The organism is Paenibacillus mendelii (genome assembly GCF_024498075.1).
Lineage (GTDB): Bacteria > Bacillota > Bacilli > Paenibacillales > Paenibacillaceae > Paenibacillus_Z > Paenibacillus_Z mendelii.
This window is the reverse complement of record NZ_JANHOF010000002.1, coordinates 739,764-763,514: the sequence shown is the minus strand read 5'-3', so window position 1 is coordinate 763,514 and position 23,751 is coordinate 739,764. Positions and strand designations below refer to the sequence as shown.

The following is a 23,751-nucleotide window of genomic DNA, read 5'->3' as shown; positions in this document are numbered from 1 at the left end:
GTGATGTTTGCTTGTTTTTTATTGAATTTTAATTATTATTTATACGCGTGGTTATTTATTATTGCTTGGTTATTATGCGCAGAGCAATGAAACATTACGATGCATTATGATAGCGCTTTCCATTAAAAAGGAAATCTATTGAATGACTGGTAATCATCGCGATTCGTAAAAGGAGGCATTATTCTTGGCATCAATCGAATTTAAGAAGGTAACGAAATCATTCGGGGACAGTACGGTGATCGAGGATTTGGATTTAATGATTGAAGACGGCAAGTTCACCGTGCTGGTCGGGCCGTCCGGATGCGGCAAGACGACGCTGCTGCGGATGATTGCCGGGCTGGATCCGCAGACCTCGGGAGCCGTTCTCATTGACGGCAAGGATGTGAGCCATACCGCTCCAGGACAGCGCGGCGTCGCGCTGGTGTTTCAGAACTATGCGATCTACCCGACGATGTCGGTGCGCGAGAATATCGAATTCGGGCTCAAGAACAATAAGGTCAGCAAGGAAGAGCGCAAGGAGCTCGTGGAGAGCATCAGCGCAACAGTCGGACTGAGCGACTATCTGGATCGCAAGCCGTCCACCCTCTCAGGCGGACAAAGGCAGCGCGTGGCGCTTGCAAGAGCAATGGTGAAGAAGCCCGCCGTGTTCTTGATGGACGAGCCTCTGTCGAATCTCGATGCCAAACTGCGGGTGCATATGCGGATCGAGCTGATTGAGCTGCACAAAAAGCTGGGCTCTACCTTCGTCTACGTCACGCATGATCAGGTCGAAGCGATGTCGATGGCCGATACCATCGTCCTGATGAACAAAGGGGAAATCCAGCAGGAGGCATCGCCCGATACGATCTACCGTGAGCCTAACAATCTGTTTACCGCGCAGTTTGTCGGGGTACCGCCAATGAATACGGCACCGCTGGGCAAGGACGGCGCCTCCTTCGGCTTCCGGCCCGAATCGGCAGCGCTTACGAGATCGGCCACAGATGCCTGGTTTCAATATAAGGGCGTCATCATGACCCGGGAAATGCTGGGCTCGGAAACGATCTACCACGTGAAAGGCGACCGCTATACCTTCATGATTAAGTGCTATGAAGACCTCTTCGCCGTCGATGAGCCGGTCTATGTCGGAGTGCCGGCAGACAAGCTGTTCTTCTTCGGGGCCGATGAGAAACGGATAGCCAAGAATGCGCCCGGTTATCAGGCGTATTTGGACTGGCTGAGGAGACAAGTCGATGAATAGGAGAAAAATCTGGGAAACACTGCGTCCCTATGTCATGATCCTGCCGGCGATGCTGGCGATTCTATGCTTCGTGATCTATCCGGTGTTCTACCTGCTGAAGCTGAGCTTCTACAAATACAACCTTCTGAACAAGGCGAAGAGCAAGTTTGTGGGCGTCGACAACTACGAGCAGCTGTTTGCCAAGGATGAATTCTACACCGCCTTAACGAACACGGTCTGGTACACAATCGCAACGGTGTCCCTGACGATGCTGATCGCCTTGTTATTGGCGCTATGGATCAACCAGAAGAAGGGGAAGAAGATTAACGCCCTGCTGCAAGCGGGCATCTTTACCCCGCATATTATTTCGATCGTCTCGATCGCCCTGGTCTGGATGCTGCTGATGGATCCGAATCACGGGATTCTGAACTTTCTCTTAAAGTTAGTTGGCTTGCCGCCGTCCAAATGGCTGCAAAGCTCCAGCACGTCGATGATGTCGGTCATTCTGGTATCGATCTGGCATGGCGTCGGCTACTACGCCTTGATTATTCTAGCTGCGCTGAAAAGCGTGCCGCCGACGATTTATGAGGCGGCAGCGCTGGACAATGCGAGCCGGTTTAAAACCTTTTACAAGATTACGCTGCCGATGATCTCACCGCAATTATTTTTCATTTTGATAATTATGACGATTGGTTCCTTTAAGGTTTTCGATACGGTGCGGATTATGACCGGAGGCGGGCCGAACAACTCGACCTCGACCCTGGTGTATCACATCTATGAATACCGCTCCAACAATTTGGGCTATGCCTCTGCAACGGGGATTGTGCTGATGGTGATTATCGCCATATTGACCTTCGTCTACTTCCGTATGCTCTCGAAGAAAATTCATTATCAATAAAAGTGAAGAAAGGAAGGAAACGATGCATTCGAAATGGCGTTTAATCCAATCTGGAACCAGTTATACGCTAAAAGGCGTTGTGCTGCTGATCTTTATATTCCCATTTCTGTGGATGATTATGACGGCGCTGAAGACCTTTCCGGAAACGATGGTATTTCCGCCGAGGCTGCTGCCGGCCATGCCGCAATGGAGCAATTTTGTGACAGCGATGCAGTCCGGCCCCTTTGTTACCTATACCATCAACTCGGTCATTGTTACGGTCAGCATTATCATCCTCCAGATGGTCATCATGATACCGGCCGCCTATGCCTTTGCGAAGTATAAGTTCAAGGGGCAGCCCCTGCTGTTCGCGCTGGTGCTGCTCGCTTTCATGATTCCTGGGCAGGTCACGTTTATCCCGGTTTATTTGATGCTGGCGGACTGGGGGATCATCCACACGCTGCTGCCGCAGATTTTGCCGTTTGCCGCGAATGCCTTCGGGATCTTCCTGCTGCGCCAATACTTTATGCAGGTACCGACGGAAATCATCGAGTCGGCGCGGCTGGACAATGCGAGCGAGTTTAAGATCATGCTGAAAATTATGGTGCCGATGTCGGTGCCGGCCCTTGCGACGATTGGCTTGTTCAGCTTCGTCAGCCACTGGAACGATTATTTCTGGCCGCTGGTCATGACCGATTCGATGAATGTGCGGCCGCTCACGATCGGGATCGCGATGCTGCGGGAGACCGAGGGCATCAGCAATTGGAACATTATTATGGCGGGCAACGTCGTGCTTGTCCTGCCGATCCTGCTGGCGTATCTGTTCAGCTCGAAGCAAATTGTCAAAGCATTCGTTTATTCAGGAATCAAATAATGAATTCCTTGAATGATAAAAAACATGATGGAGGGGTTACGTGTGAAGAAGAGCGTGGTAGGGTCAATGCTAGTCATGGTGATGCTGCTCGGTTTGGTAATGGGCTGCTCAACCAATAATAACCAGCCTGCTAATGACCAGCCCGCAGCGGGTGCAAGTGGCGGTGAAGGGAAAACAGGCAAGACGAAGATTCAGTTCTGGCATTCTATGGGCGGTAATAACGGTGAGTATATCGACAAAATGATTAAGGCCTACAACGAGTCGCAAGACAATGTAGAGGTCGTTGGCACGTTCCAAGGAAGCTACCAGGAAACGCTGACGAAGCTGCAGCAAGCGGTACCGGCGAACACAGCGCCGGACATCTCGATGCTGGAGCGCGCGTTTGTCCCATTGCTTGCAGAAGCAGAGGTGCTTGCGGACTTCTACCCGCTGCTGGAGAGCACGGGGATGAGCGAGGAGGACTTCTTGCCCGGCCTGCTGGAGAATGTGAAATTCAACGGACAGCTGAATGCGCTGCCGTTCAATCGTTCCACACCGCTGCTCCACATTAATAAAACGCTGCTCGATGAGAAGAACTTGAAGGTGCCTGCAACTTGGGATGAGCTGGAGGCCGTAGCGAATGCTCTCGTGGTGAAGGAGAACGGCGAATTCAAGCGTTACGGCTACTCGATGCCGTATGCTAGCTGGTATCCGATCGCGATGATTCAACAGCTGAAGGGTGCGTTCTTTCATGCAGAAGGAACCGGAATGGGCTTTGATGAGGAAGGCGTCCAGACGTTTGAGTTTTTGAAGAAAATGCAGAGTACTGGCGCGCTGTACTACCCGCCGGCCCAAGATAGCGGTAACATCGTCAATTCGATGTTCGCAAGCGGGCAGATCGGGATGATGATGGAATCGACCGGGGTTATCGGCCGCCATGCAGGCGTGGTGGATTTCGACTATGTGACGGCATATTTGCCGATGAAGGATCAGTATTCCTCGCCGACAGGCGGAGCGAATTTAGTGATGTTCGAGAGCTCCAAGAATAAAGAAGCGGCCTGGGATTTCATGAACTGGGTATTCAATGATCCGAAGGGCGGCCAGCAGTTCATCCTCGATTCGGGCTATGTGCCGTTCACGAAGAAAATGGCGGAGTCGGCCGAAATGAAAGCCCAGTGGGAGAAGGTGCCGGCGCGTAAGGTGGCCTACGAGCAATTGGAGCATGCGCTCGATACGAATAACGATGCGGCATTCGCAGCGGTCGACCAAATCTTCCTGAAAGCGACGGAAGCGATCATGTACGACAACGCCGATATCCGTTCAACATTGGATTCGTTCAAGAAGGAAGCAGAGAAATTAATGCAGGAATAGGGCGGCTTCATGCAGAACCAGTCAAGAACAATCGTTTCAATCAAGCCATGAACGGCAAAGGAGCTAACTCGTATGCAGATTAGAGGAATTGCCCATCGCGGGTACCCGGTGAAATACCCGGAGAATACGTTATCATCGTTCCAAGCGGCTGTGGATCTGGGCTACACCTACGTCGAGCTAGATGTGCAGCTAAGCAAGGATGGTGTGCCGGTTGTCATTCATGATTATACGGTCGACCGGATGAGTGATCATCGGGGGAATGTGAAGGATTATACGTTAGCCGAGCTGAAGCGGATGAAGATTCGCGATCATGAGACCATTCCGACGCTGGAAGAAACGATGAAGCTGCTGCGCGGTAAGTTGAATGTGATGGTGGAGCTGAAGCAGGCGGGCGATCTGTATCCGGGACTGGAGCAGAAAGCGCTCGATATTCTGAAGCAAACCGATACCTTCGAGCAATCGATCATCATCAGCTTTGACCATTTCTGCATACAACGGCTAAGAGCCTTGAGCCCGGATGTCAGGTTAGGGATTACAACGAGCAACAGCCTGCCGTATGTGTTCCCGTGGATGAAGGCATACAGATGCGAGCTGCTGGGTGTGCCGATGAAAATGATGACGGAGGAGTATGCAGGCATGATTATCGAGCATGGGATTGAGGTCGGCCCTTGGCCGGTAGATTCGCTGGCCGATATGGAGATCATCGCGAAGAAGTACCCGACGACGCTCATTACGACCAATGAGCTGGAGCGCTGGGCACAGTTTTACCGCACGCATCCGGAATTAAAACGTCCATAGTTTTGTCAGAGGGATGCAGTTATACCTGGAGAATCAAGGGGATGCTCTCTGCAGACGGACATGAAGAGGTCGCGTTATGTTCAGCATAGTATCCATCAAGCCCACGATGCAATTCGTGGGCTTTTTTTGTTTTGACTGTTCAATGGAGTGATTTCTGAGAGAAGTGATTGATAAAGTTGATGGGAGGTAGAGGTTTCTTACAGGTTCAAACCCTTCCAAACCATGATGGCGGCGCCGGTCGCAACGGCATCCTCCTTCAGCTCCCCTTTAGAGAAGACAGGGTGATATTCAGATGCATAATAGGTATTTTTCTGTGCAACCTCGATGGCGGTTTGGTAATAAATATCGTGATTGATTAAAGCGCCGCCGATAATGATTTTCTCGGGATGAAAGACATTGATCAGATTGGCGAGCCCGATCCCGAAATAGGTGGCAGACTGAATGAACAGCTCTCTCGCGAAGGGATCATCTTGCGCCAATGCTTTGACAAGAAGGCCGAAATTGAGATGCTCCGGCGGCACCTGCAAATAGTCCGGAAGATCGGCTCTGCCCCGCTTCAACTGCGAGCGTGCCTGCTTCTCCAAGGCTTGTACGGATGCATAGGCCTCAAGAGCCCCGTAATTGCCGTAATCCTGCAGCCTTGGGCCGTCTGTCTGGATGATCATCTGGCCGATGGAGCCTTCCATGTCAACCGTTCCATGAACGATCTGGCCTTGTGACATCATGGCAGACCGAAGTCCGGCGCCGGCATGCACGTAGAGCATGTGCTGAACGTTCTCTTGCCGATGCGCCCATTGCTCCCCGATAAGCGCGGTATTCGCGCCATTCTCCAAATAGGCGTTGAAGCCCGTTCTTGCTTCCATCAGCTCGCAGATCGGAAGATCCGTCCAGCCGTTAGCCGGAAAATGAAGCGGCTTCATAATGATGCCTTTATCTCGATTAAGCGGTCCCACCGCTCCAATACCGACCCCCAACACTTGTTCCCGATCGATATGATGGTCCCGCAGGAAGGCTTTCATATTGCTGTTCACATGATCAATAAACAAATCCGGCGTCATCGCTTCATCCATCTGCCAGCGCGTGAAGGAGCGGGGGTTCATCTGCATATCGAACAAGCCCAGGGAGGAGTAAAGTCTTGAAATCTCCAGCCCGAAGATATATCCGTACGTCGGATTAATTTGATAGAGAATCGGTCTTCTTCCGCCGCTGGAATGTCCGAGGCCGGACTCCAGCAGAAGCTGCTCCGACAACATTTCGTCTAACACGCGCGTAAGCGTGCTGCTGGTCATGGAAAAGGCGGACAATAACTCCGCTTTGGAGACTATGCCCTGTTCCGCAATACGATCGTATAGAAGCCTCTTGGGCGTTGGAATGGATTTCGTTCGTTTTTCCATGCGATAACCTCGTTTGTCCAACAAAATCAGATAGGAAATATTGTTACATTATACTCTAGTACGTATTTCATTGCCAGAAACATGAGCGCTAAGATACTTTAATTCGATTTGGGTTTTAAATATCGGAATTTGTTGAATTAATTGGTTTTATGAATATAATTCTGGCATAAAACAGTCATAAACAAAATTTATAATCCATTTTTCGAATACTTTTATCCAAAATGAAATAAAGGTGGTATAATAAGAAGAGCAGACAAGGGGAGGAGAACAACAGCATGCCAACAACAACGAACAGACTACAGATTCTTCTCCAATTATTTTGGACTTTTTTTCGTATCGGACCTGCCACCTTCGGGGGCGGCTATGCAATGATTCCGCTTATCGAGCGGGAAACTGTGACCAAGCGCAAGTGGATTGACAAGCAGGAAATGAGCGATTTGATCTCGATTGCAGGCTCGGCCCCGGGAGGGGTGGGCGTGAATGCATCGGCTTTTATCGGACACCGGCTCGGAGGAATCGGGGGTGCGATCGCTGCGATTATCGGTATTACGCTGCCCACCTTCCTGATTGTGTTTATACTAAGCTTCTTCTATGTCCAATTCGGGGATAATCCGAAGCTTGAAGCAGCTCTCAAAGGAATTCACGGAGCGATTATCGCTCTGATCCTCATAGCCGCATATAAGATGGCAAAATCCTCGGTTTTCGACAAAACAACGGTCACGATCGCATTGAGCGCGCTCGCCGTGCTGCTGTTGACCGAAATTAATCCGATCATTGCGATCGTCTCGGGTCTATTCATCGGCATCATACTTGTGCGAATTAAGATGCTGCTTGGCATCAAAGTATTTACGGAGAAGCAGCCGCGTCGATCCAAGGAAGAGATTGTGTATCCGGAATATTACATTTAGAGGGAGGGGCTATTTATCATGTTATGGGAGCTGTTCATTGCCTTCCTGAAGATCGGATTTAGTTCCTTTGGCGGCGGTTATGCTGCCATTACTTTGATCCAATATGAGGTGGAATCGCATAACTGGATGTCCATACCGGAGTTTCAAGAGATCGTAGCCTTAGCCGGCATGGCGCCCGGACCCATTGCGACGAATAGTGCGACACTGATCGGTTATCATATCGGAGGAATCTCTGGGGCGGTTATATCCACGCTAGGTGTAGTATTCCCATCTTTCTTCATTATTGTCATCATCGCAACCTTCCTGTCCCGCATTCATCACAACCAATGGGTAAAGTCCTCCTTCTATGGGTTGAGACCGATTATTGCAAGTCTGATCGCTTATGCCGCGATCCATTTCGGCTTTATGGGAAAAAGCGCACCGCTGCTGGACTGGTCCACATTGGCGACCTTGGTTATATGTGCGGGTGCTCTATTTGGGATTATCAAATATAAAATGCATCCGGTCACGATTATTGTTGCGTCCGGACTGGCAGGTATTATTTTGTTCTAAGTCTCAACTTCTCCTAGCATGGAATCGATCCAAAAGAACGTCGGTCCTCTTCTAAATCCAGTCCGCCCGGCCAGTTTATCCATCCGTAAGTCTTGCGTCCACAGCATGAAACGATGGAATCCGTACGATTGGATTAACCGGCTTGCTTCGGTCAGGGCAGCTTGACCTAGCCGGTTCCCGCGATGGCTCTCCTGCACCTCGATATATTCAATGGCCACCATGCCCTCCTGCCCTAAACCGGCTGCAAATGGTGAGGGAAGCCATCTTACTACAATTTCACTTATCCGTCTGAATAAAGCCGATGAATAAGAAAGATTCTGATTGCATATTCATAGGTGGCATAGTAAGCTAAGGTTAAGCGCTTCACTTGTTGGAGCGCCATATATTTGCACATTGGTTAAGCGCTTCACCTTATTGCTTATCTTAACACTCAACTCAACCTAACTTATCGGACGGAAGGAGAATCTGCTGAATGAATACCATTCGTTTAACGATGGCTCAAGCCCTGCTTCGGTTTTTGGATAACCAGTACATCTCGATGGACGGAAAGAAAACAAAGTTTGTGAAGGGTGTTATGGGTATATTCGGCCATGGCAACGTAACGGGGATTGGGGAAGCATTGGAGCGAAGCCCGGGCTCGCTCGCTTACATCCAAGGCAAGAATGAGCAAGGCATGGTTCATGCTGCAACCGCTTTCGCGAAGCAGTCAAACCGCAAACAAATTTACGCCTGCACGTCGTCCATCGGTCCCGGTGCTTTGAATATGGTGACGGCAGCGGCAACCGCAACGGTTAACCGGATCCCGGTCCTGCTTCTGCCTGGTGACAACTTTGCCTCCCGCCAGCCTGACCCGGTCCTGCAGCAGCTGGAATCGCCCGTCGATTATACGATTTCCGCTACGGATCCGTTCAAGCCGGTAAGCCGCTACTGGGATCGGATCGTTCGCCCGGAACAGCTCATGACAGCGGCACTTCAAGCGATGCGGGTGCTGACCGATCCTGCGGAAACAGGGGCCGTCACGCTGGCCCTTCCTCAAGACGTCCAGGCGGAAGCTTATGATTACCCGCTTGCCTTCTTCGAAGAACGCGTGCATTACATCGATCGGCGTCCACCGGCAGCAGATACAATTCGCCGTGCGGCAGAGCTGATGGTCGGCAGACGCAAGCCGCTCCTTATCGCCGGAGGTGGGGTTCTCTATTCGGAGGCGTCCAAGCAGCTTGCCTCGTTCGCTGAAGCATTCGGTATTCCCGTTGCGGAGACGCAGGCAGGCAAGTCCGCTATGCCTTGGAACCATCCGCTCCATGTTGGCGCGATCGGTGTAACGGGAACGCTCGCCGCGAACCTGCTCGCCAAGGAGGCCGACCTGATTATAGGGGTAGGAACGCGTTATTCTGACTTTACGACAGCCTCAAAGTCGGCGTTCGCGAATCCGGACGTTCAATTTATTAATATCAACATCAGCGGCTTCGATTCCTATAAATTAAATGGCGTCGCCCTTACGTCAGACGCGAGGGAAGGGTTGAAATCGCTGCAGGAGCTGCTCACGGAGACAGGGTACCAATCCGGATACGAGCAGGATGTTTCACAGCTGAAGGAGCAGTGGGACCGGGAAGTGGAACGTTTGTATACCTTTGACCATCCGGCTGGGATTGCTCAGACACGAGCGATCGGCGTCATTAATGAAGTCATTGACCCCTCCTCGGTTATTGTGTGTGCCGCAGGTAGTCTCCCGGGTGACCTGCATCGTGTATGGAGATCCGTTGAGCTGAAGACCTATCATATGGAATATGGTTTTTCCTGCATGGGCTATGAGGTTGCAGGAGCCTTCGGAGTTGCAATTGCCGAGCCGGACCGCGAGGTGTATGCATTCGTTGGAGATGGAAGCTATCTGATGATGCATTCCGAGCTGGTCACCAGTCTTCAAGAGAAGCGGAAGATTACGATTCTCTTATTCAACAATCATGGCTTCCAGTGCATTCATAACCTGCAGCGTGGCCACGGCAGTGACGGCTTCGGCAATGAATTCCGTTACCGCTCGGAAGAGAGCGGGCAGCTGACGGGCGGATATTTGCCGATCGACTTCTCGGCACATGCGCGAAGTCTGGGTGCGAACGCATATAAAGTGCAGTCGGCGGAAGAGTTGAAGCAGGCGCTTGAGGCCGCGAAGCAGGAGACGGTCACGACGCTGATCGAAATTCCAGTCGTCCCCGGCACGAATACGGACGGCTATGAATCATGGTGGAATGTAGGCGTCCCGGAAGTCTCGGTTTCTGCTAAAGTGCTGCAGGCCCATGAAGAAATGGATAAACGGATTAAAGCGACTACACTCATTTAATATTCGAAAGGGGATCATTCAAGTGAGAAAGCTTCCTTTCCAATTAGGCATTCATCCCATCAACTGGGTAGGCGAAGACGTACGAGAACATGGTGCGGACACGACATACGAACAAATACTTGATGAGATCCGTTTGCTTGGGCTGACAGGCACGGAGATGGGTCGCAAATATCCCCAGGATCCTGCCCTTCTTAAGGAAGAGCTCAGCAAGCGGGGGATTCAGCTTGTGTCCCAGTGGAAGTCGGTATTATTCTCCGATCCGTCCTACCGTGAAACAGAGCTTGAGGCCTATCGGAAGCATGCGGCGTTTCTTCAATCGATGGGCAGCACGGTCATCAGCACATGTGAAGTCGGCGGCTCGCTCCATTTTGATCCGCGCCGTACTCCGCATGAGAAGGTTATTATACCGCTGGATGAGGAGGGCTGGCGCAGTCTGGCCGAAGGCTTGAATGCCGCAGGTGCCATCGCTCGCGAGCATGGGCTTAAATTAACGTATCATCATCACGGTGGAACGGCTATCGAACGTCCGGAGGAAATCGACCGGCTGATGGATGTAACGGATCCGGCACTCGTCTATCTGCTGTTCGATTCAGGCCACGCTTATTATGGCGGGGCAGACCCGCTCACGGTGCTGCGCAAGCATTATGACCGTGTCGCGTATGTCCACCTGAAGGACATACGGCAGGACGTCTTGGACCGTGCGCGTGCGAATGGCGCGGATTTTGTTACCTGTATTCGAGAGGGCGTATTCACGGTTCCCGGAGACGGATGCCTCGATTTCGGCCCGATCCTGAACGAGCTGATCGAGCGGGGTTATAGCGGATGGGCGATGCTGGAGGGAGAGCAGGATCCAGCGCTGCATCCGGCTTACGACTATGCGAAGCAGTCGCTAGCCTACATGGATTCGATTGTTAGAGGGAATGGGGGCGAGACGGAATGAACCCGATTGCTTTTCCGGCGGGCAAGCCGATCGATTTCGCTGCCATCGGCCGCTTATGTATTGATCTCAACGCGAATGAAATTAACCGTCCGATGGAAGAGACGATGACCTTCACGAAATATGTCGGCGGTTCCCCGGCGAATATAACGATCGGAATGGCGAGGCTGGGCATGAAGACCTCTTTCATAGGGAAGATCGCTGACGATCAGATGGGGCGCTTTATTATCCATTATTTGGATAAGAACGGCATTGATGCTTCAGGGGTTGTGACGGATCGGACGGGAGCCGTAACGGGGCTGGCCTTCACCGAAATTAAAAGCCCGACCGATTGCAGCATATTGATGTACCGCGATAACGCTGCCGATCTGTTGCTGACGGCAGCGGAAGTGAGTGAAGAAATCATTGCCGGCACGAAGGTGCTCCTGATCTCCGGCACGGCTCTGGCACAGAGTCCTTCTCGCGAAGCCGTGTTTCAATCGCTTCAGTACGCCCGCAAGCATGGAGCCGTAATCGCATTCGATCTGGATTACCGGCCTTATACGTGGGTCTCGCCGGAAGAGACGGCGGTCTATTATAATCTCGCGGCAGAATGGTGCGACATCATCCTCGGCACGCGGGAGGAATTCGACATGATGGAGCGCTTCGAGCACAACCCGGAGCGCAGCGATCAGGTGACGGCTGCGAAGTGGTTTAATCATGCGGCCGGCATTGTCATTATTAAACACGGCAAGGAAGGCTCGATCGCCTATACGCCAGACGGCGCAAGCCATCGGGCGGAGAGCTATCCGGCTAAAGTGGTCAAGACGTTCGGAGCGGGAGATTCCTATGCCGCTGGATTCCTCTACGGCATTATGCAGGGATGGGATATCAAGCGGAGCATGTCTTTCGGAAGCGCCGCAGCCAGTATCGTCATATCCAGCCATAGCTGCTCGGACGCCATGCCGGGTGCCGATCAGGTGCAGGATTACATCCTGCGATGCGAACGCGGCGAAATTACAGCATCTTGAAGCAAGCAGACAAACATAAGGGGATGAAGCGAATGACTGCCATACTGAAAAACTGGATTAATGGGACTTGGACGGAAGCCGTGTCCGAACGTACCGAGGCCGTGTACAATCCGGCGACGGAAGAGATACTCGCCTATGTTCCGCTGTCTTCATCGGAAGACGTGGACAGCGCCGTTCAAGCGGCGAAGGATGCCTTCCGCACTTGGAGCCGTACGCCCGTTCCGCGCCGCGCGCGCATCTTGTTTAAATATCAGCAGCTGCTGGTCGACAATTGGGAAGAGCTCGCGAAGCTGATTACCCGGGAGAATGGAAAGAGCTACGCGGAAGCGCATGGCGAAGTGCAGCGCGGCATCGAATGCGTGGAGTTCGCAGCAGGCGCTCCATCCCTTATGATGGGCAAGCAGCTGCCGGATATCGCATCGAATCTGGAATCGGGCATGTACCGCTATCCGATCGGCGTTGTAGCGGGCATTACGCCATTCAATTTCCCCATGATGGTACCGTGCTGGATGTTCCCCCTTGCAATTGCCTGCGGGAATACATTCGTGCTGAAGCCCTCGGAGCGCACCCCCTTGCTCGCAGGCCGGCTGGCGGAGCTGTTCCATGAAGCGGGTTTGCCCAGCGGCGTGCTGAATATCGTACACGGCGCACATGAAGTCGTGAATGGGCTTCTAGCGCATAAGGACATTAAAGCCGTTTCTTTCGTCGGCTCGCAGCCTGTTGCGGAATATGTATATACAACGGCCTCCGCGCATGGCAAACGCGTCCAAGCACTGGCTGGAGCGAAGAACCATTCGATCATTATGCCGGACGCCGATTTGGATCTGACCGTCAAGGAAATCGTCAATGCGGCATTCGGATCCGCCGGCGAACGCTGCATGGCCTGCTCCGTCGTCGTTGCGGTTGGTGAGATCGGCGATGCGCTGGTGAACAAGCTGAAGGAAGCCGCTGATGGGATTACGATCGGGAACGGACTGGAAGAGGGGACGTTTCTTGGCCCCGTTATCCGCGGATCCCATAAAGAGCGGACGCTGAGCTACATCGAAACCGGTGAAAAGGAAGGCGCGCTTCTGCTGCGCGACGGGCGTAAGGACCCGGCTTCTGACGGCGAAGGTTATTTCGTCGGGCCGACCGTGTTCGACCATGTACAGACGGATATGAAAATATGGAAGGATGAAATATTCGCCCCCGTACTTTCTATTGTACGAGCAGATTCCTTGGAGGAAGCCATTGAGATTTCCAATCAGTCGGAATTCGCCAATGGGGCCTGCCTGTTCACATCAAGCGGAAGCAGCGTTCGTCAGTTCCGTGAAACGATTGAGGCGGGCATGCTCGGGATCAATCTAGGCGTTCCGGCACCCATGGCCTTCTTCCCGTTCTCCGGGTGGAAGAAATCATTCTATGGCGACCTGCACGCCAATGGCAGTGACGGGGTTGAATTTTATACACGCAAAAAAATGGTGACCGCCCGCTGGTAATGCAGCGTCAACATCGGCAGTACCGGACAAACGGGAGGGGAAAGACATGAAGAAAATCAAAATTGGCATTATCGGAGCCGGCCGTATCGGTAAAATTCATGCCGATAATTTGCTTCGATTGCCCGAAGCAGAGGTCGCAGCCATCACTGATCTATTCGCAGGTCCTGAATTGGCGGCGTGGGCAGCCGCCCGGGGAATAACCCGGGTTACCCGGGATAGCGATTCGATTATTGCGGATCCTGACATTCACGCCATCTTTATTTGCTCCTCCACGGACACGCATGTACCGCTTATTATACAGGCCGCCGCTGCGGGCAAGCATATTTTTTGCGAGAAACCGGTCAGTCTGGATCTCACGCAAACGGAGGAAGCGATGGAAGCGGTCAAACGAGAGGGCGTCCAGCTTCAGGTTGGCTTCAACCGCCGGTTCGACCATAATTTTCGGCGCGTGCGCGAGCTTGTAGAGACCGGAGCGGTAGGCGATACGCATATCGTGAAGATTACGTCGCGCGATCCGAATCCGCCTCATGCCGATTACATCAAGGTGTCCGGCGGCATCTATATGGACATGATGATTCACGACTTCGACATGGCCAGGTTCTTGACCGGCGACGAGGTGGAAGAGGTGTTCGCCCAAGGTGCGGTGCGTATCGATCCGGCGTTCGCCGAGCATGACGATGTGGATACGGCGATCGTGACGCTGAAATTTCGGGGAGGCGCGTTAGGTGTCATCGATAACAGCCGGCAGGCGGTCTATGGCTATGATCAGCGCGTCGAAGTTTTCGGCTCCAAGGGCAGCGTCAACGTGACGAACGATCATCCGAATACGGCAGAGATCAGTACGTCGGCGGGTATCATGCGCGACAAACCGCTTCACTTTTTCCTTGAGCGTTACAATGAAGCCTATGTGCTGGAGACAAGGCTATTTATTGAAAGTCTGCTGAGCGGCAAGCCGCTGCCGGTAACAGGCCACGATGCTTTGCAAGCGGAACGGATCGCATTGGCGGCCAAGCTGTCCAGCCGGTCGAACCGGCCGGTCAAATTGAGTGAGCTAGGAGGGGTGACATGTCAGATTTGATCGTTAAGCCGTCTGTAAGTCCTGATCCGGACGGGGCCGTGCTTACGGTGACTCCAGTAACCGCAGGATGGAACCATGTAGGCTTTCAAGTTGTGAAACTGCAGGAAGGACAGTCACTGCTGCGGGAAACTGGCGGGCAGGAGGTTTGCCTCGTGCTGCTAAGCGGCAGAGCGGATATCAAGACCGCGAAGGCCATGTGGAATAATATCGGGCAGCGAATGAGCGTGTTCGAGAAAATTCCTCCTTATTCCGTTTATATCCCTGCGGGCGATCAATTTGAGGTAAGCGCATTGACGGAGCTGGAGCTGGCGGTATGTACCGCTCCCGGCCAGAGCGGCGGTGAAGCGAGATTGATTCCGCCGGCAGCGGTTGGTGTAGAGATGCGCGGATACGGCCATATTGAGCGACAAATTCATAATATTTTGCCGGAGAGTGAGCAGGCCGACAGCTTGCTGGTCGTAGAGGTATTTACCCCTGAAGGCCATTGGTCGAGCTACCCGCCGCATAAGCATGACCGGGATGCGCTTCCGGATGAGTCCCTGTTGGAAGAAACCTACTATTATCATGTGCAGCCGGAACAAGGTTTTGCTATGCAGCGCGTCTATACCGATGACCGGACGTTAGACGAGACCTTAATTGTGAGAGACGGCGAAGCCGTATTGGTGCCGAAGGGCTATCACCCGGTATGTGCGCCTCCTGGCTATGAAGTGTATTATTTGAATGTAATGGCCGGGCCGACGCGCACATGGAAGTTCCATAATGACCCGGACCATGCCTGGATCATGAAGCCGCGGGGGTGAAGGGCGGGTTGCAACTTGGCGTCCATCCCCACATAATGAGAAGATGCTTTGATTTGGAATAATGAACGGGTGGATGAGATGTCAGATGCAACCATATACGATATAGCCCGTAAGGCCGGCGTGTCGATCGCAACGGTGTCGCAGGTCATTAACGGTAAAGGAAAAATCAGCGATAAACGCCGTCAAGAAATTTATCGCATCATCGAGGAATTGAATTATCGCCCCAGCGTGATCGCATCGGCATTAACCGGTAAAAAAACGTTCACGCTCGGATTGTTAATTCCAGATATTTCGAATCCCTTCTTCGCGGAGTTGGCCAGAGCCGTCGAGGATTGCGGCAGCCGAAGCAGGTACAGCCTTGTCATCTGCAGCACGGATAACAAGGATGACAAAGTGAGCGGATATTTGCAGCTGCTTCAGCAAAAGAGTGTCGATGGAATCATCATCGGTACCGGACTCGAGGATATCGGCATTTTGAAGCCGCTGCTTAACAAATCGATTCCAGTCGTCATGATCGCAAGGGAAATGCCGGGTGTTCAGCTGCCGACCGTCATTGTTGACGACTATGCGGGCGGCAAGCAAGCCGCTGAGCATCTGCTGGAGCTTCATCATCAGCGTATGGCAATCATTACGGAGCAGCCTAAAGTCAGCAGCAGCCGGGAAAGACTGCGCGGTTACAGCGATGCTATCCTGTCCAGAGGCTTCGAGCTGCCGGATGAGATGGTGAAGAAGACCGGGGAGAATTTATTGAAGGACGGGAAGAGCCGGGCACTAGAACTGCTTACGGACTCCAATCCGCCGTCGGCCATATTCTGCTGTAACGACATGATCGCCATCGGTACGCTTCAAGCCGCCAAGGAGCTGGGGATCCGGGTGCCTGAGCAGCTGTCGATCATCGGTTTCGATAACACGATACTGGCAGCGGTGACGGAGCCGGCGCTTACAACCCTGTCTCAACCTACGGAGATGATGGGCAGCATGGCAGTGGAGATATTAATACGATTGTCAGAGGGAGAATCAGCGGCGCTGGAGCGTACCGTATTAAAGCCGGATCTGGTCATCCGGAGTTCTACTGCCGCTGCAGGAAACAGGGCACTGGATGGCTGAGACGCCACTGGGTTATCACCCATTCTGTTGGTATCCGGCAGAACAAGCTAATAGTAGGTTGTAAACAGCTTCGCGAGATGGATGTTCATCTCCGAAGCTTTTTTTGTCGTATGGCGGACTCCATCAGGCGGGGCAGATTTACAAGATAGGCTCATAAATTTACGTCACTGTGATCAATCTCACATCCAAGAATTGTATTCGGGGGTATAGTGAAAGTGTGGTTAAGAGAATCACAGGAACCAATATTAACGCTCAAGCAATGCGACTTTCTAATACAAGGAGTGTATGAACATGATGAGATTTTGGAAAGAAAATGTGTATGCAGCTGGCTTATTGCTTATCCTCCGGGTCTATCTGGGATGGGAATGGATGACGGCGGGGATTCACAAGCTGACGGGCGGCTTCGACGCCACGGGATATTTGAAGGGTGCTGTTACGAATCCGGTGATGGACAAAGCGACGAATGAACTCGTCTATCCAACCTTTACGCGGTTCCTCGAACACTTCGCACTGCCGAACGCGAAGCTGATTAATTTCATCATCCCGATCGGCGAAACCCTGGTTGGCTTAGGTCTCATCTTAGGCGGCCTGACGGCCGCGGCGGCATTCTTCGGACTGCTCATGAACTTCATGTTCCTGTTTGCCGGCACGGTAAGCACGAACCCTTGGATGCTCCTGCTTGGCGGAATCATCCTGGCAGGCGGACTCAATGCCGGCAAGTTCGGTGTCGACTATTACCTGCTTCCGCTGCTTCGCAAGCTGTTCCATAAGAAAGACAAGAATGGCGGCGCTGCCGTTCATAAGGGTAACAAGACACCGGCACATATTTAACTTCAGATGAAGAAGCAGAAACGGGGATGGCTCACAGCCATTCCCGTTCTTTTGTATATAACGGCCACGGAAATAAGACGAGGGTTTAATGAAGCAGCGCATGAGCTTGGTGCTTCAATGCGAACTTGTTCAGCTTCAAGTTCCATTACAGTTTCTTGGTCCGATCGAGGATGAGCTCTCTTGCGAGGTCAAGAATACATAGATCCATTAATACCATTATCATCGAAATTGAGACCGCGTGTTTTCTACGCGGTCTATTCTCGTTGCTCAAACTTGTGAAGCACAAAGTTATAGTAAATGAGAATAAACGGAATCAGACGCTTGCTTCTATTTAGCTGTATTTAACGAAACAGCGCAATGCGATCAAGAAGTTCCTCCGAAACAGCCTCATTCGCTACTCGGATATAGACAAAACATGCAGCTGATCAGGTGAGTGGCCAATTCCAATTATATCAATCAGAGGATATGACCAACATCATTTTGTCCGATCTAAATGTTTTGGAAGTCGCCACGATACATACACCAAGTGATGATCGTAATCGCGTCCGTCCGACAAGCGGATACCGGCAGCGGTCTGCACAGGGTAGAAGTAGAACGCGTCGATGTCCGACGGTTGCGCATCGATCAGATTCGTCAAAGTCAGCGGATTACCGGCGCTGCTCATCTCTGCCATGTCGAGGTAGTAAATCGCGATATCGCCGTCTTCTCCCTCTAGGGATTCCGTGTAAGTTCCTGCGTCGCCAAGATCCAGCTTCAGCGATGCCGTGCTCTCCTTGCCACTGACCTTCCGGGGAGTATCGGTACGGCTCCGGGGGACAAAGTCAGTCGTGCCGCGGGGGTACAAGCGCTGGCGGAGCTGATCGCCTCCGCGCCGGAACCGGAATAACCGCCGCGCGCGATAGGGGTACAGGATTTCTGAAAGGGGCGAATCGTTTGTTCCAGGCGGACGAACATGCAAGAAAATCGCTGCATCCCGCCATACAGGCAACTCCCTGCCAGACGGCCAGGGACGCTATAGTAAAGGTATGAGCGATCGAAACTATGGGTGCAGAATCAAGACGGATTTGACGTACAAGGGCTACGACGCGCTGATCATGGAGAACGAGAGTTTCCGCCTGATGATGCTTCCTGGCAAAGGGAGCGACGTGATCGAATTGCTGTACAAGCCGACGGATATGGATTTTTGTTGGCTGACCCGGATGGGGTTGCGCGGAAGGGAAGCGGCATTCAACGATTTTCAAGGGCAATACGAGGGAGGCTGGCAGGAGATTCTGCCGAATTTGGCGGGCAAGCATATGCACCAAGGCATCCAGATGGAGAGCTACGGCGAGGTCAGCCTCACGCGGTGGACGCATGCCATTGTCAAAAATACGCCGGAAGAGATCGCCGTTACATTCGCCAATCGATTGCGCACGATGCCGTTGCTAATCGAGAAGACCATCGTCATGACGTCGGGTGAACCGGGCTTTCGGCTGAGAGAGAAGGCGGCGAACCTCTCTCCGGCGGTGCTGCACGCCGATTGGGGGCATCACATCACGTTTGGGACGCCTTTCCTGACACCGGGTACACGCATCTTCCTGCCGGACGGGACCGACTCGCCGTTCATCGTACCGGAACGAGGACAACCCGGCGGGTTCGACACTCTCCCTGCCGGCAGCGGCGTCTATCGGCTTGTACGGCCGGACGGTTTGGGTGCTGAAGTCGGCTGGGATGCCGCGAAGTGGCCGCATCTCTGGTTCTGGAGGGATTTCGGAGGGGATACATCCCCTCCGTATTACGGTTGCCATTACAATGTCGGACTGGAAATGTTCACCTCTCCCCCGGCAGCCAGCCTGCAAGAATCGATTGATCGGGGGACGGCCATGCGATGGGCACCGTACGGGGAGACGGAGTCGCATTTGACGTTCGCGGTCCTGACGGAAGACGGAAGGGAAGCCGGACGCGGCAAGAAATGAAAGAACGCAATCATACTTCATCGACCTAAGGAGGAAGAAACGGAATGTACAACACGAAAGAACAGATCACCATCGCGGGTGCGCAGTTTCAATTGCTATTCGACTGGCTGAACGAGGAAGGCGGATTCGGCTACACGCTGCAAGTCAAAGGCACAGACGGCTTTTGGCGTAATGTCTCGGCGGAGGGCAATCCGCTCGTGAGAGGTCGCAGCTTTAACCTGTTCCCTTCGGAGATCGTCGAGCTGCGGCCGAACGAAGCGTGGAAACTAAGCGGAACGGGCAGCGCGCGCAATGAGAAGAACGAAGTATTCGCGTATCCCTGGGCGGCGATCGTCGCGTTCGACGAAACCAACGGCTGGCTGAAAGTGAAAGTCGAGGTCGACAGCGAGCAGGATATCGCGCTCCAGATGGTCGACGGTGTGGAACCGGAACTTACGGTGGATATGGGGCTCCTGCCTCCCTACGATCGCGGAGACCATGTTTGGTTCAAGACGAGCATCAATAATCCGACCAAATGGAACGACGAGGCGCACGGCAACGATTGTCCGGCGATGTACTACTACGACGCCTATTCTCATTTCGATCTCATGATGTACTTCGACATGACGGATATGAGCTGGATGTCGCGGGACAACGTGGCGCGCTTCCTAAATTACCGCTGCGGATTCCGCAGGCGCTACAAGCCGGCGCCGGCTTACGAGCTCGGGCTTTACGCGGACGGGTTCTCGGGCTACGTGTTTCCCAAAGGCAAGCAGACGTTCACGTATTACATTAAGGCGAAGCTTCGGGCGTCTTCGCCGACAGAGAGCCGCGCGTTGACCGAACTCATGGACAACTGCCTGCAGCTCGTGCCTGCGGAAGCGCGGTGGCCGGACAAAGCGACCGATTGGACGGATTTCGCGGAGCGGTGCACGACGGATCTCATGGACCCGCAATGTTGGAATTTCAACGAGTCGTACGACGATTTCATTCTGAATTACGTCAACGGTTACTCGCCCGCCTGGCAGGAGGCGTTCGAGAGTAAGAACCTGACGATCGATTTTACGAAGAGCCCATGCATCGACTCCGCTGTCTTCATTGGCTACCCGCTCTCAGTGGTCGACGCCTTGATGCCGAATCGTCCGTATTCCCGGCTGTTGGAACGGATTCTGAAGTTTACCCGCACGTATATCCAGCACAAGCTGGAAGACGATCAAGCGCGCAAGTCTTCCGGCAACGAAGTGTACGGGCAGAGCATCACGGGCACCTGGCAATACGTCTACATTTTGGAGCAGATCTGGCAGATCGGGCACATGAAAGGCGACAAGTTACTGCTGGATTACGTGCAGTCCGAGATCGACGAGGTGCTTATTCCGATGAGCCGCGGCGTGAGCTATTTGTACCCGCTCAGTTTCGACATGAAGACACTGCGCAAGCACGGTAACGGCGATGCCTACATGGTGGCGGGCATCTATGCGTACTTCATGGTGAATCTGTACAAGGCCGAGAGCAAGCCGCTCTATCTGGAAGAAGCCGCAAGAGCCTTAAAACCGCTGCTTCATATGCCGGTCAACTCGCTCTCCCAAGAGGTGTTCATGTTCGGGCTCGGCATCCAAGCGGCCTCGGAGCTCTATAAGCTGACGGGCGATGAAGAGTACAACGAAATCTACGACTACCTCGTCGCGCAAAATCTGCGAATGATGTACTGGTTCAACGACGAGACGAAGGAGGAGTATCGCAGCTATAACACGTTCGCCATGTTCCAGGCTTGCTCGCCGATCATTTACCCGGCTTTCTTCGAGAATATCGAATGCCTGGCGCGGATCGCTTCGACGCTGGATACGCACGATGCGAGCAAAGGCCTTCTCCGCGTGTTCAATCACGCGCGAAAGAACAACCTGTTCCTATTCCCGCAATGTCTTCCCGCTAATCGTCATAGCTCTAACCTCATGTACGTGCCGTTCGAGAATCTCGGCGTTTTGGAGGACGAGAAGACGGGGTGGATCGGTCAAGAGATTTACGGCTGCGGGCAAGTTTACCAGGCCTATCTCATGTGGGAAGCGTTCGGAAAAAGCAGCGACCGCGATATTCTGACGCTGAATCTCGACAACTATAAAATCACGGACCTTGGCGGCATCCATGAGCGGGATCTGCATTTTATCGTGTATAATCCCGAAACCGAGCGTCGTACGTTCGACATCACGTTTGCCCCGTTAATCCGGGGCGGCAGGGCCTGGATCGGCGATACCCGCGGAGCGCGTAACCGCGAGATCGAGATCGTCAATGGCGCGATCGCGTTGTCGCTCGATGCCGACCAGCCTCTCTACCTGACCATAACCCGATAGTCATGGCTTATCCCGGCCATAGCGCCGACAACGAAAGAATAATGACGATGAACAAGGAGGCAATCATTCGATGACACTAATCGAAAATAACGCCGTCGTTCTGTTTCAGGGCGACAGCATCACGGACGCCGGGCGCAACCGCGAGACGGGGGCGGATTTCGGCTGGGGCTACGCCAATATTATCGCTGCGCTCTTCACCAACCGGTACCCAGAGAAAGAAGTGAAGTTCTTGAACCGCGGTATCGGCGGCGACCGCGTCGTCGACTTGGAACGTCGTTGGGAAGCCGACTGCCTGGCGCTCGCACCGACTTGGGTGTCCGTCTATATCGGTATCAACGACACCTGGCGGCGTTACGACAACAACAGTCCGATGAGCGTGGATGAATACGCGAGCGCCTACCGTCGGATATTGACGCAAGTACGGGAGCGCACGTCCGCCAACCTTATTCTGGTGGAACCTTTCGTGCTGCCGGTCAACGAGGCGCAGAAGGCCTGGCGCGAAGACCTCGATCCCAAGATTCAGGCGGTCAGAGAGCTGGCCAACGCATTCAAGACGCTGTATGTGCCGCTCGACGGTTTGTTCGCCGCGGCGGCGACGCGAACGGGGCCAGAGTATTGGGCGCCGGATGGCGTTCACCCGTCTCCCGCCGGAAGCGCGTTGATCGCCAAGGCATGGTTGCAGGCGGTGGGCGTCTAGCCTGCCCCGCTCGGCAGGATAGAAGGGCAGCGTCCGCCGCGCAGTATCCTCATTTCTCCGAGAAGTCGCCTCTCTTTTGCGAGCGGATAAGGCCATCGGCGAAATGGGGATTTTTTTGCTCGGAAAGCGAAAATTTCGCGGAAGCGGGCGGTTTTTTTGAGATCAACTTCCGCGATCCGCAAGAAAGTCGCCGCTTCCGGATAAACCGCGTTGTAACGGTCGAAGGCGAGGTTCCTTTACAATCAAGATACGAAAAGCAAGCCTAGCGAAACGGAGGATGCCCGCATGAGAACGGCAACCATTAAGCATAGAGGGTTACGGGACCTCATTACCAACCGCTACCTGTACATGTTGGCGGTACCCGCCATATTATTCAGCATCGTATTCGCTTATTTGCCCATGATCGGCATCGTTATCGCTTTCCAGGATTTCAACCCGATCATGGGGATTTGGCGCAGCGAATGGATCGGCCTGCAGAACTTCAAGTTTTTCTTCCAGGGACAAGATTGGATCATCATCACGACGAACACGGTGCTCTTCAACGTTCTGTTCATTATCACCGGGACTACGCTTGCCCTGACGCTCGCGATCATGTTGACCGAGCTCGGCAAGAACATGGGCGTACGCGTCATACAATCAGTCATGATTCTTCCGAACTTCATTTCCTGGCCGATCGTCGGCTTGTTCTCGGTCGCATTCTTCACCGCCGATACCGGGATTATCAATCAGTTGCTGGCGAACATGGGGTGGGACGAGATTCAGTTCTACACGGAGGCCAAATGGTGGCCTCTCATTCTCGTGTTGTTCAACCTGTGGAAGACGGCGGGCTTCGGCGCCATCGTCTACATGGCGGCGATCGTCGGCATTGACAAAGAAATGTACGAAGCGGCCCGCATCGACGGCGCATCCCGGTTCCAGAGCATATTCCGGATTACGCTGCCCATGCTGCGAAGCACGATCACGATGCTGTTCCTGCTCAGCCTAGGCAATATCTTCGGCGGCAATCTCGACATGATCTACTCGCTTGTCGGGGACAACTCCTTCCTGACGAACCGCACGGACACGATCGACACCTACGTGTTCCGCTCGTTGCGAACGACCGGCTCGTTCGGCATGACGCAGGCGATCGCCTTGTTCCAATCCCTCGTCGGTTTCCTGCTCGTAATCTCGGCGAACAAGCTGGCGGGCAAGATCGATAAGGACTCCGCGTTGTTCTAATACATTCGCGGG

22 protein-coding genes are annotated in these 23,751 nt (G+C 53.2%); 19 read left to right on the top strand and 3 right to left on the bottom strand.

Annotation, left to right across the window (positions count from 1 at the left end; translation table 11 throughout):
• The first annotated feature begins 184 nt into the window (after window positions 1-184).
• From NNL21_RS10685 to NNL21_RS10665, 5 genes are all read left to right on the top strand, one after another.
• Window positions 185-1,237 (top strand): ABC transporter ATP-binding protein, encoded by a 1,053-nt coding sequence (locus NNL21_RS10685; protein WP_204816905.1) that lies wholly within the window; start codon window positions 185-187, stop codon window positions 1,235-1,237.
• Window positions 1,230-2,114 carry a carbohydrate ABC transporter permease gene (locus tag NNL21_RS10680; protein WP_204816907.1) on the top strand — a complete coding sequence of 295 codons (885 nt, stop codon included), beginning with the start codon at window positions 1,230-1,232 and terminating at the stop codon, window positions 2,112-2,114. Before NNL21_RS10685 ends, NNL21_RS10680 begins: the two co-directional genes overlap by 8 nt.
• 22 nt (window positions 2,115-2,136) lie before the next feature.
• Window positions 2,137-2,967 carry a carbohydrate ABC transporter permease gene (locus NNL21_RS10675; protein WP_204816908.1) on the top strand — a complete coding sequence of 277 codons (831 nt, stop codon included), beginning with the start codon at window positions 2,137-2,139 and terminating at the stop codon, window positions 2,965-2,967.
• 42 nt (window positions 2,968-3,009) lie between these two features.
• Window positions 3,010-4,317: an ABC transporter substrate-binding protein gene (locus NNL21_RS10670; RefSeq protein WP_256555154.1), complete on the top strand. Its 1,308-nt coding sequence runs from the start codon at window positions 3,010-3,012 to the stop codon at window positions 4,315-4,317.
• Window positions 4,318-4,389: 72 nt separating this feature from the next.
• Window positions 4,390-5,115: a glycerophosphodiester phosphodiesterase gene (locus tag NNL21_RS10665; protein ID WP_204816909.1), complete on the top strand. Its 726-nt coding sequence runs from the start codon at window positions 4,390-4,392 to the stop codon at window positions 5,113-5,115.
• 197 nt (window positions 5,116-5,312) lie between these two features.
• On the opposite strand, the gene NNL21_RS10660 is transcribed toward NNL21_RS10665, so the two are convergent.
• On the bottom strand, window positions 5,313-6,509 hold the full coding sequence (locus NNL21_RS10660) for an ROK family protein (protein WP_204816910.1): 1,197 nt from the start codon (window positions 6,507-6,509) through the stop codon (window positions 5,313-5,315).
• 275 nt (window positions 6,510-6,784) lie between these two features.
• On the opposite strand from NNL21_RS10660, the gene NNL21_RS10655 reads away from it, so the two are divergent.
• Together NNL21_RS10655 and NNL21_RS10650 are read left to right on the top strand one after the other, a co-directional pair.
• Complete coding sequence (locus NNL21_RS10655; protein ID WP_204816911.1) at window positions 6,785-7,417, top strand: chromate transporter; 633 nt, start codon at window positions 6,785-6,787, stop codon at window positions 7,415-7,417.
• An 18-nt stretch (window positions 7,418-7,435) separates the two neighbouring features.
• Window positions 7,436-7,969 carry a chromate transporter gene (locus NNL21_RS10650; protein ID WP_204816912.1) on the top strand — a complete coding sequence of 178 codons (534 nt, stop codon included), beginning with the start codon at window positions 7,436-7,438 and terminating at the stop codon, window positions 7,967-7,969.
• Here NNL21_RS10650 and NNL21_RS10645 read toward each other — a convergent pair.
• On the bottom strand, window positions 7,966-8,190 hold the full coding sequence (locus NNL21_RS10645) for a GNAT family N-acetyltransferase (RefSeq protein WP_204816913.1): 225 nt from the start codon (window positions 8,188-8,190) through the stop codon (window positions 7,966-7,968). The two genes, NNL21_RS10650 and NNL21_RS10645, sit on opposite strands and share 4 nt — an antisense overlap.
• Window positions 8,191-8,441: 251 nt before the next feature.
• On the opposite strand from NNL21_RS10645, the gene iolD reads away from it, so the two are divergent.
• From iolD to NNL21_RS10605, 8 genes are all read left to right on the top strand, one after another.
• Complete coding sequence (gene iolD / locus NNL21_RS10640) at window positions 8,442-10,304, top strand: 3D-(3,5/4)-trihydroxycyclohexane-1,2-dione acylhydrolase (decyclizing) (RefSeq protein ID WP_204816915.1); 1,863 nt, start codon at window positions 8,442-8,444, stop codon at window positions 10,302-10,304.
• Window positions 10,305-10,326: 22 nt separating this feature from the next.
• A complete protein-coding gene (gene iolE / locus NNL21_RS10635; protein ID WP_204816916.1) occupies window positions 10,327-11,244 on the top strand; it encodes a myo-inosose-2 dehydratase in 918 nt (305 codons plus the stop codon).
• Window positions 11,241-12,251 (top strand): 5-dehydro-2-deoxygluconokinase, encoded by a 1,011-nt coding sequence (gene iolC, locus NNL21_RS10630; protein ID WP_204816917.1) that lies wholly within the window; start codon window positions 11,241-11,243, stop codon window positions 12,249-12,251. Before iolE ends, iolC begins: the two co-directional genes overlap by 4 nt.
• A 32-nt stretch (window positions 12,252-12,283) precedes the next feature.
• Window positions 12,284-13,729, top strand: a complete 1,446-nt coding sequence (locus NNL21_RS10625) for a CoA-acylating methylmalonate-semialdehyde dehydrogenase (RefSeq protein ID WP_204816918.1) — start codon at window positions 12,284-12,286, stop codon at window positions 13,727-13,729.
• A 46-nt stretch (window positions 13,730-13,775) separates the two neighbouring features.
• On the top strand, window positions 13,776-14,807 hold the full coding sequence (iolG, locus tag NNL21_RS10620; protein WP_204816919.1) for an inositol 2-dehydrogenase: 1,032 nt from the start codon (window positions 13,776-13,778) through the stop codon (window positions 14,805-14,807).
• Entirely contained in the window at window positions 14,795-15,607 is an 813-nt protein-coding gene (gene iolB, locus NNL21_RS10615) for a 5-deoxy-glucuronate isomerase (protein WP_204816920.1), read from the top strand. Before iolG ends, iolB begins: the two co-directional genes overlap by 13 nt.
• A gap of 48 nt (window positions 15,608-15,655) precedes the next feature.
• The gene (locus tag NNL21_RS10610; protein ID WP_309145319.1) at window positions 15,656-16,714 is read left to right on the top strand and encodes a LacI family DNA-binding transcriptional regulator; all 1,059 of its coding nucleotides are present in this window, start codon (window positions 15,656-15,658) and stop codon (window positions 16,712-16,714) included.
• Between the two features lie 291 nt (window positions 16,715-17,005).
• Complete coding sequence (locus NNL21_RS10605; protein WP_204816921.1) at window positions 17,006-17,545, top strand: DoxX family membrane protein; 540 nt, start codon at window positions 17,006-17,008, stop codon at window positions 17,543-17,545.
• Between the two features lie 475 nt (window positions 17,546-18,020).
• Here the strand turns inward: NNL21_RS10605 and NNL21_RS10600 are convergent, their stop codons facing one another.
• Window positions 18,021-18,503, bottom strand: a complete 483-nt coding sequence (locus tag NNL21_RS10600) for a hypothetical protein (protein WP_256555153.1) — start codon at window positions 18,501-18,503, stop codon at window positions 18,021-18,023.
• A gap of 67 nt (window positions 18,504-18,570) precedes the next feature.
• On the opposite strand from NNL21_RS10600, the gene NNL21_RS10595 reads away from it, so the two are divergent.
• The 4 genes from NNL21_RS10595 (at window position 18,571) to NNL21_RS10580 (ending at window position 23,739) form a co-directional block, all read left to right on the top strand.
• Window positions 18,571-19,500: an aldose epimerase family protein gene (locus NNL21_RS10595; protein WP_204816925.1), complete on the top strand. Its 930-nt coding sequence runs from the start codon at window positions 18,571-18,573 to the stop codon at window positions 19,498-19,500.
• Window positions 19,501-19,544: 44 nt separating this feature from the next.
• Window positions 19,545-21,824, top strand: coding sequence for a hypothetical protein (locus tag NNL21_RS10590; RefSeq protein WP_204816927.1), 2,280 nt, complete (start codon window positions 19,545-19,547; stop codon window positions 21,822-21,824).
• A gap of 70 nt (window positions 21,825-21,894) precedes the next feature.
• Entirely contained in the window at window positions 21,895-22,521 is a 627-nt protein-coding gene (locus tag NNL21_RS10585; RefSeq protein ID WP_204816929.1) for an SGNH/GDSL hydrolase family protein, read from the top strand.
• A gap of 285 nt (window positions 22,522-22,806) precedes the next feature.
• Entirely contained in the window at window positions 22,807-23,739 is a 933-nt protein-coding gene (locus tag NNL21_RS10580) for an ABC transporter permease (RefSeq protein WP_204816931.1), read from the top strand.
• Window positions 23,740-23,751: the final 12 nt, after the last annotated feature.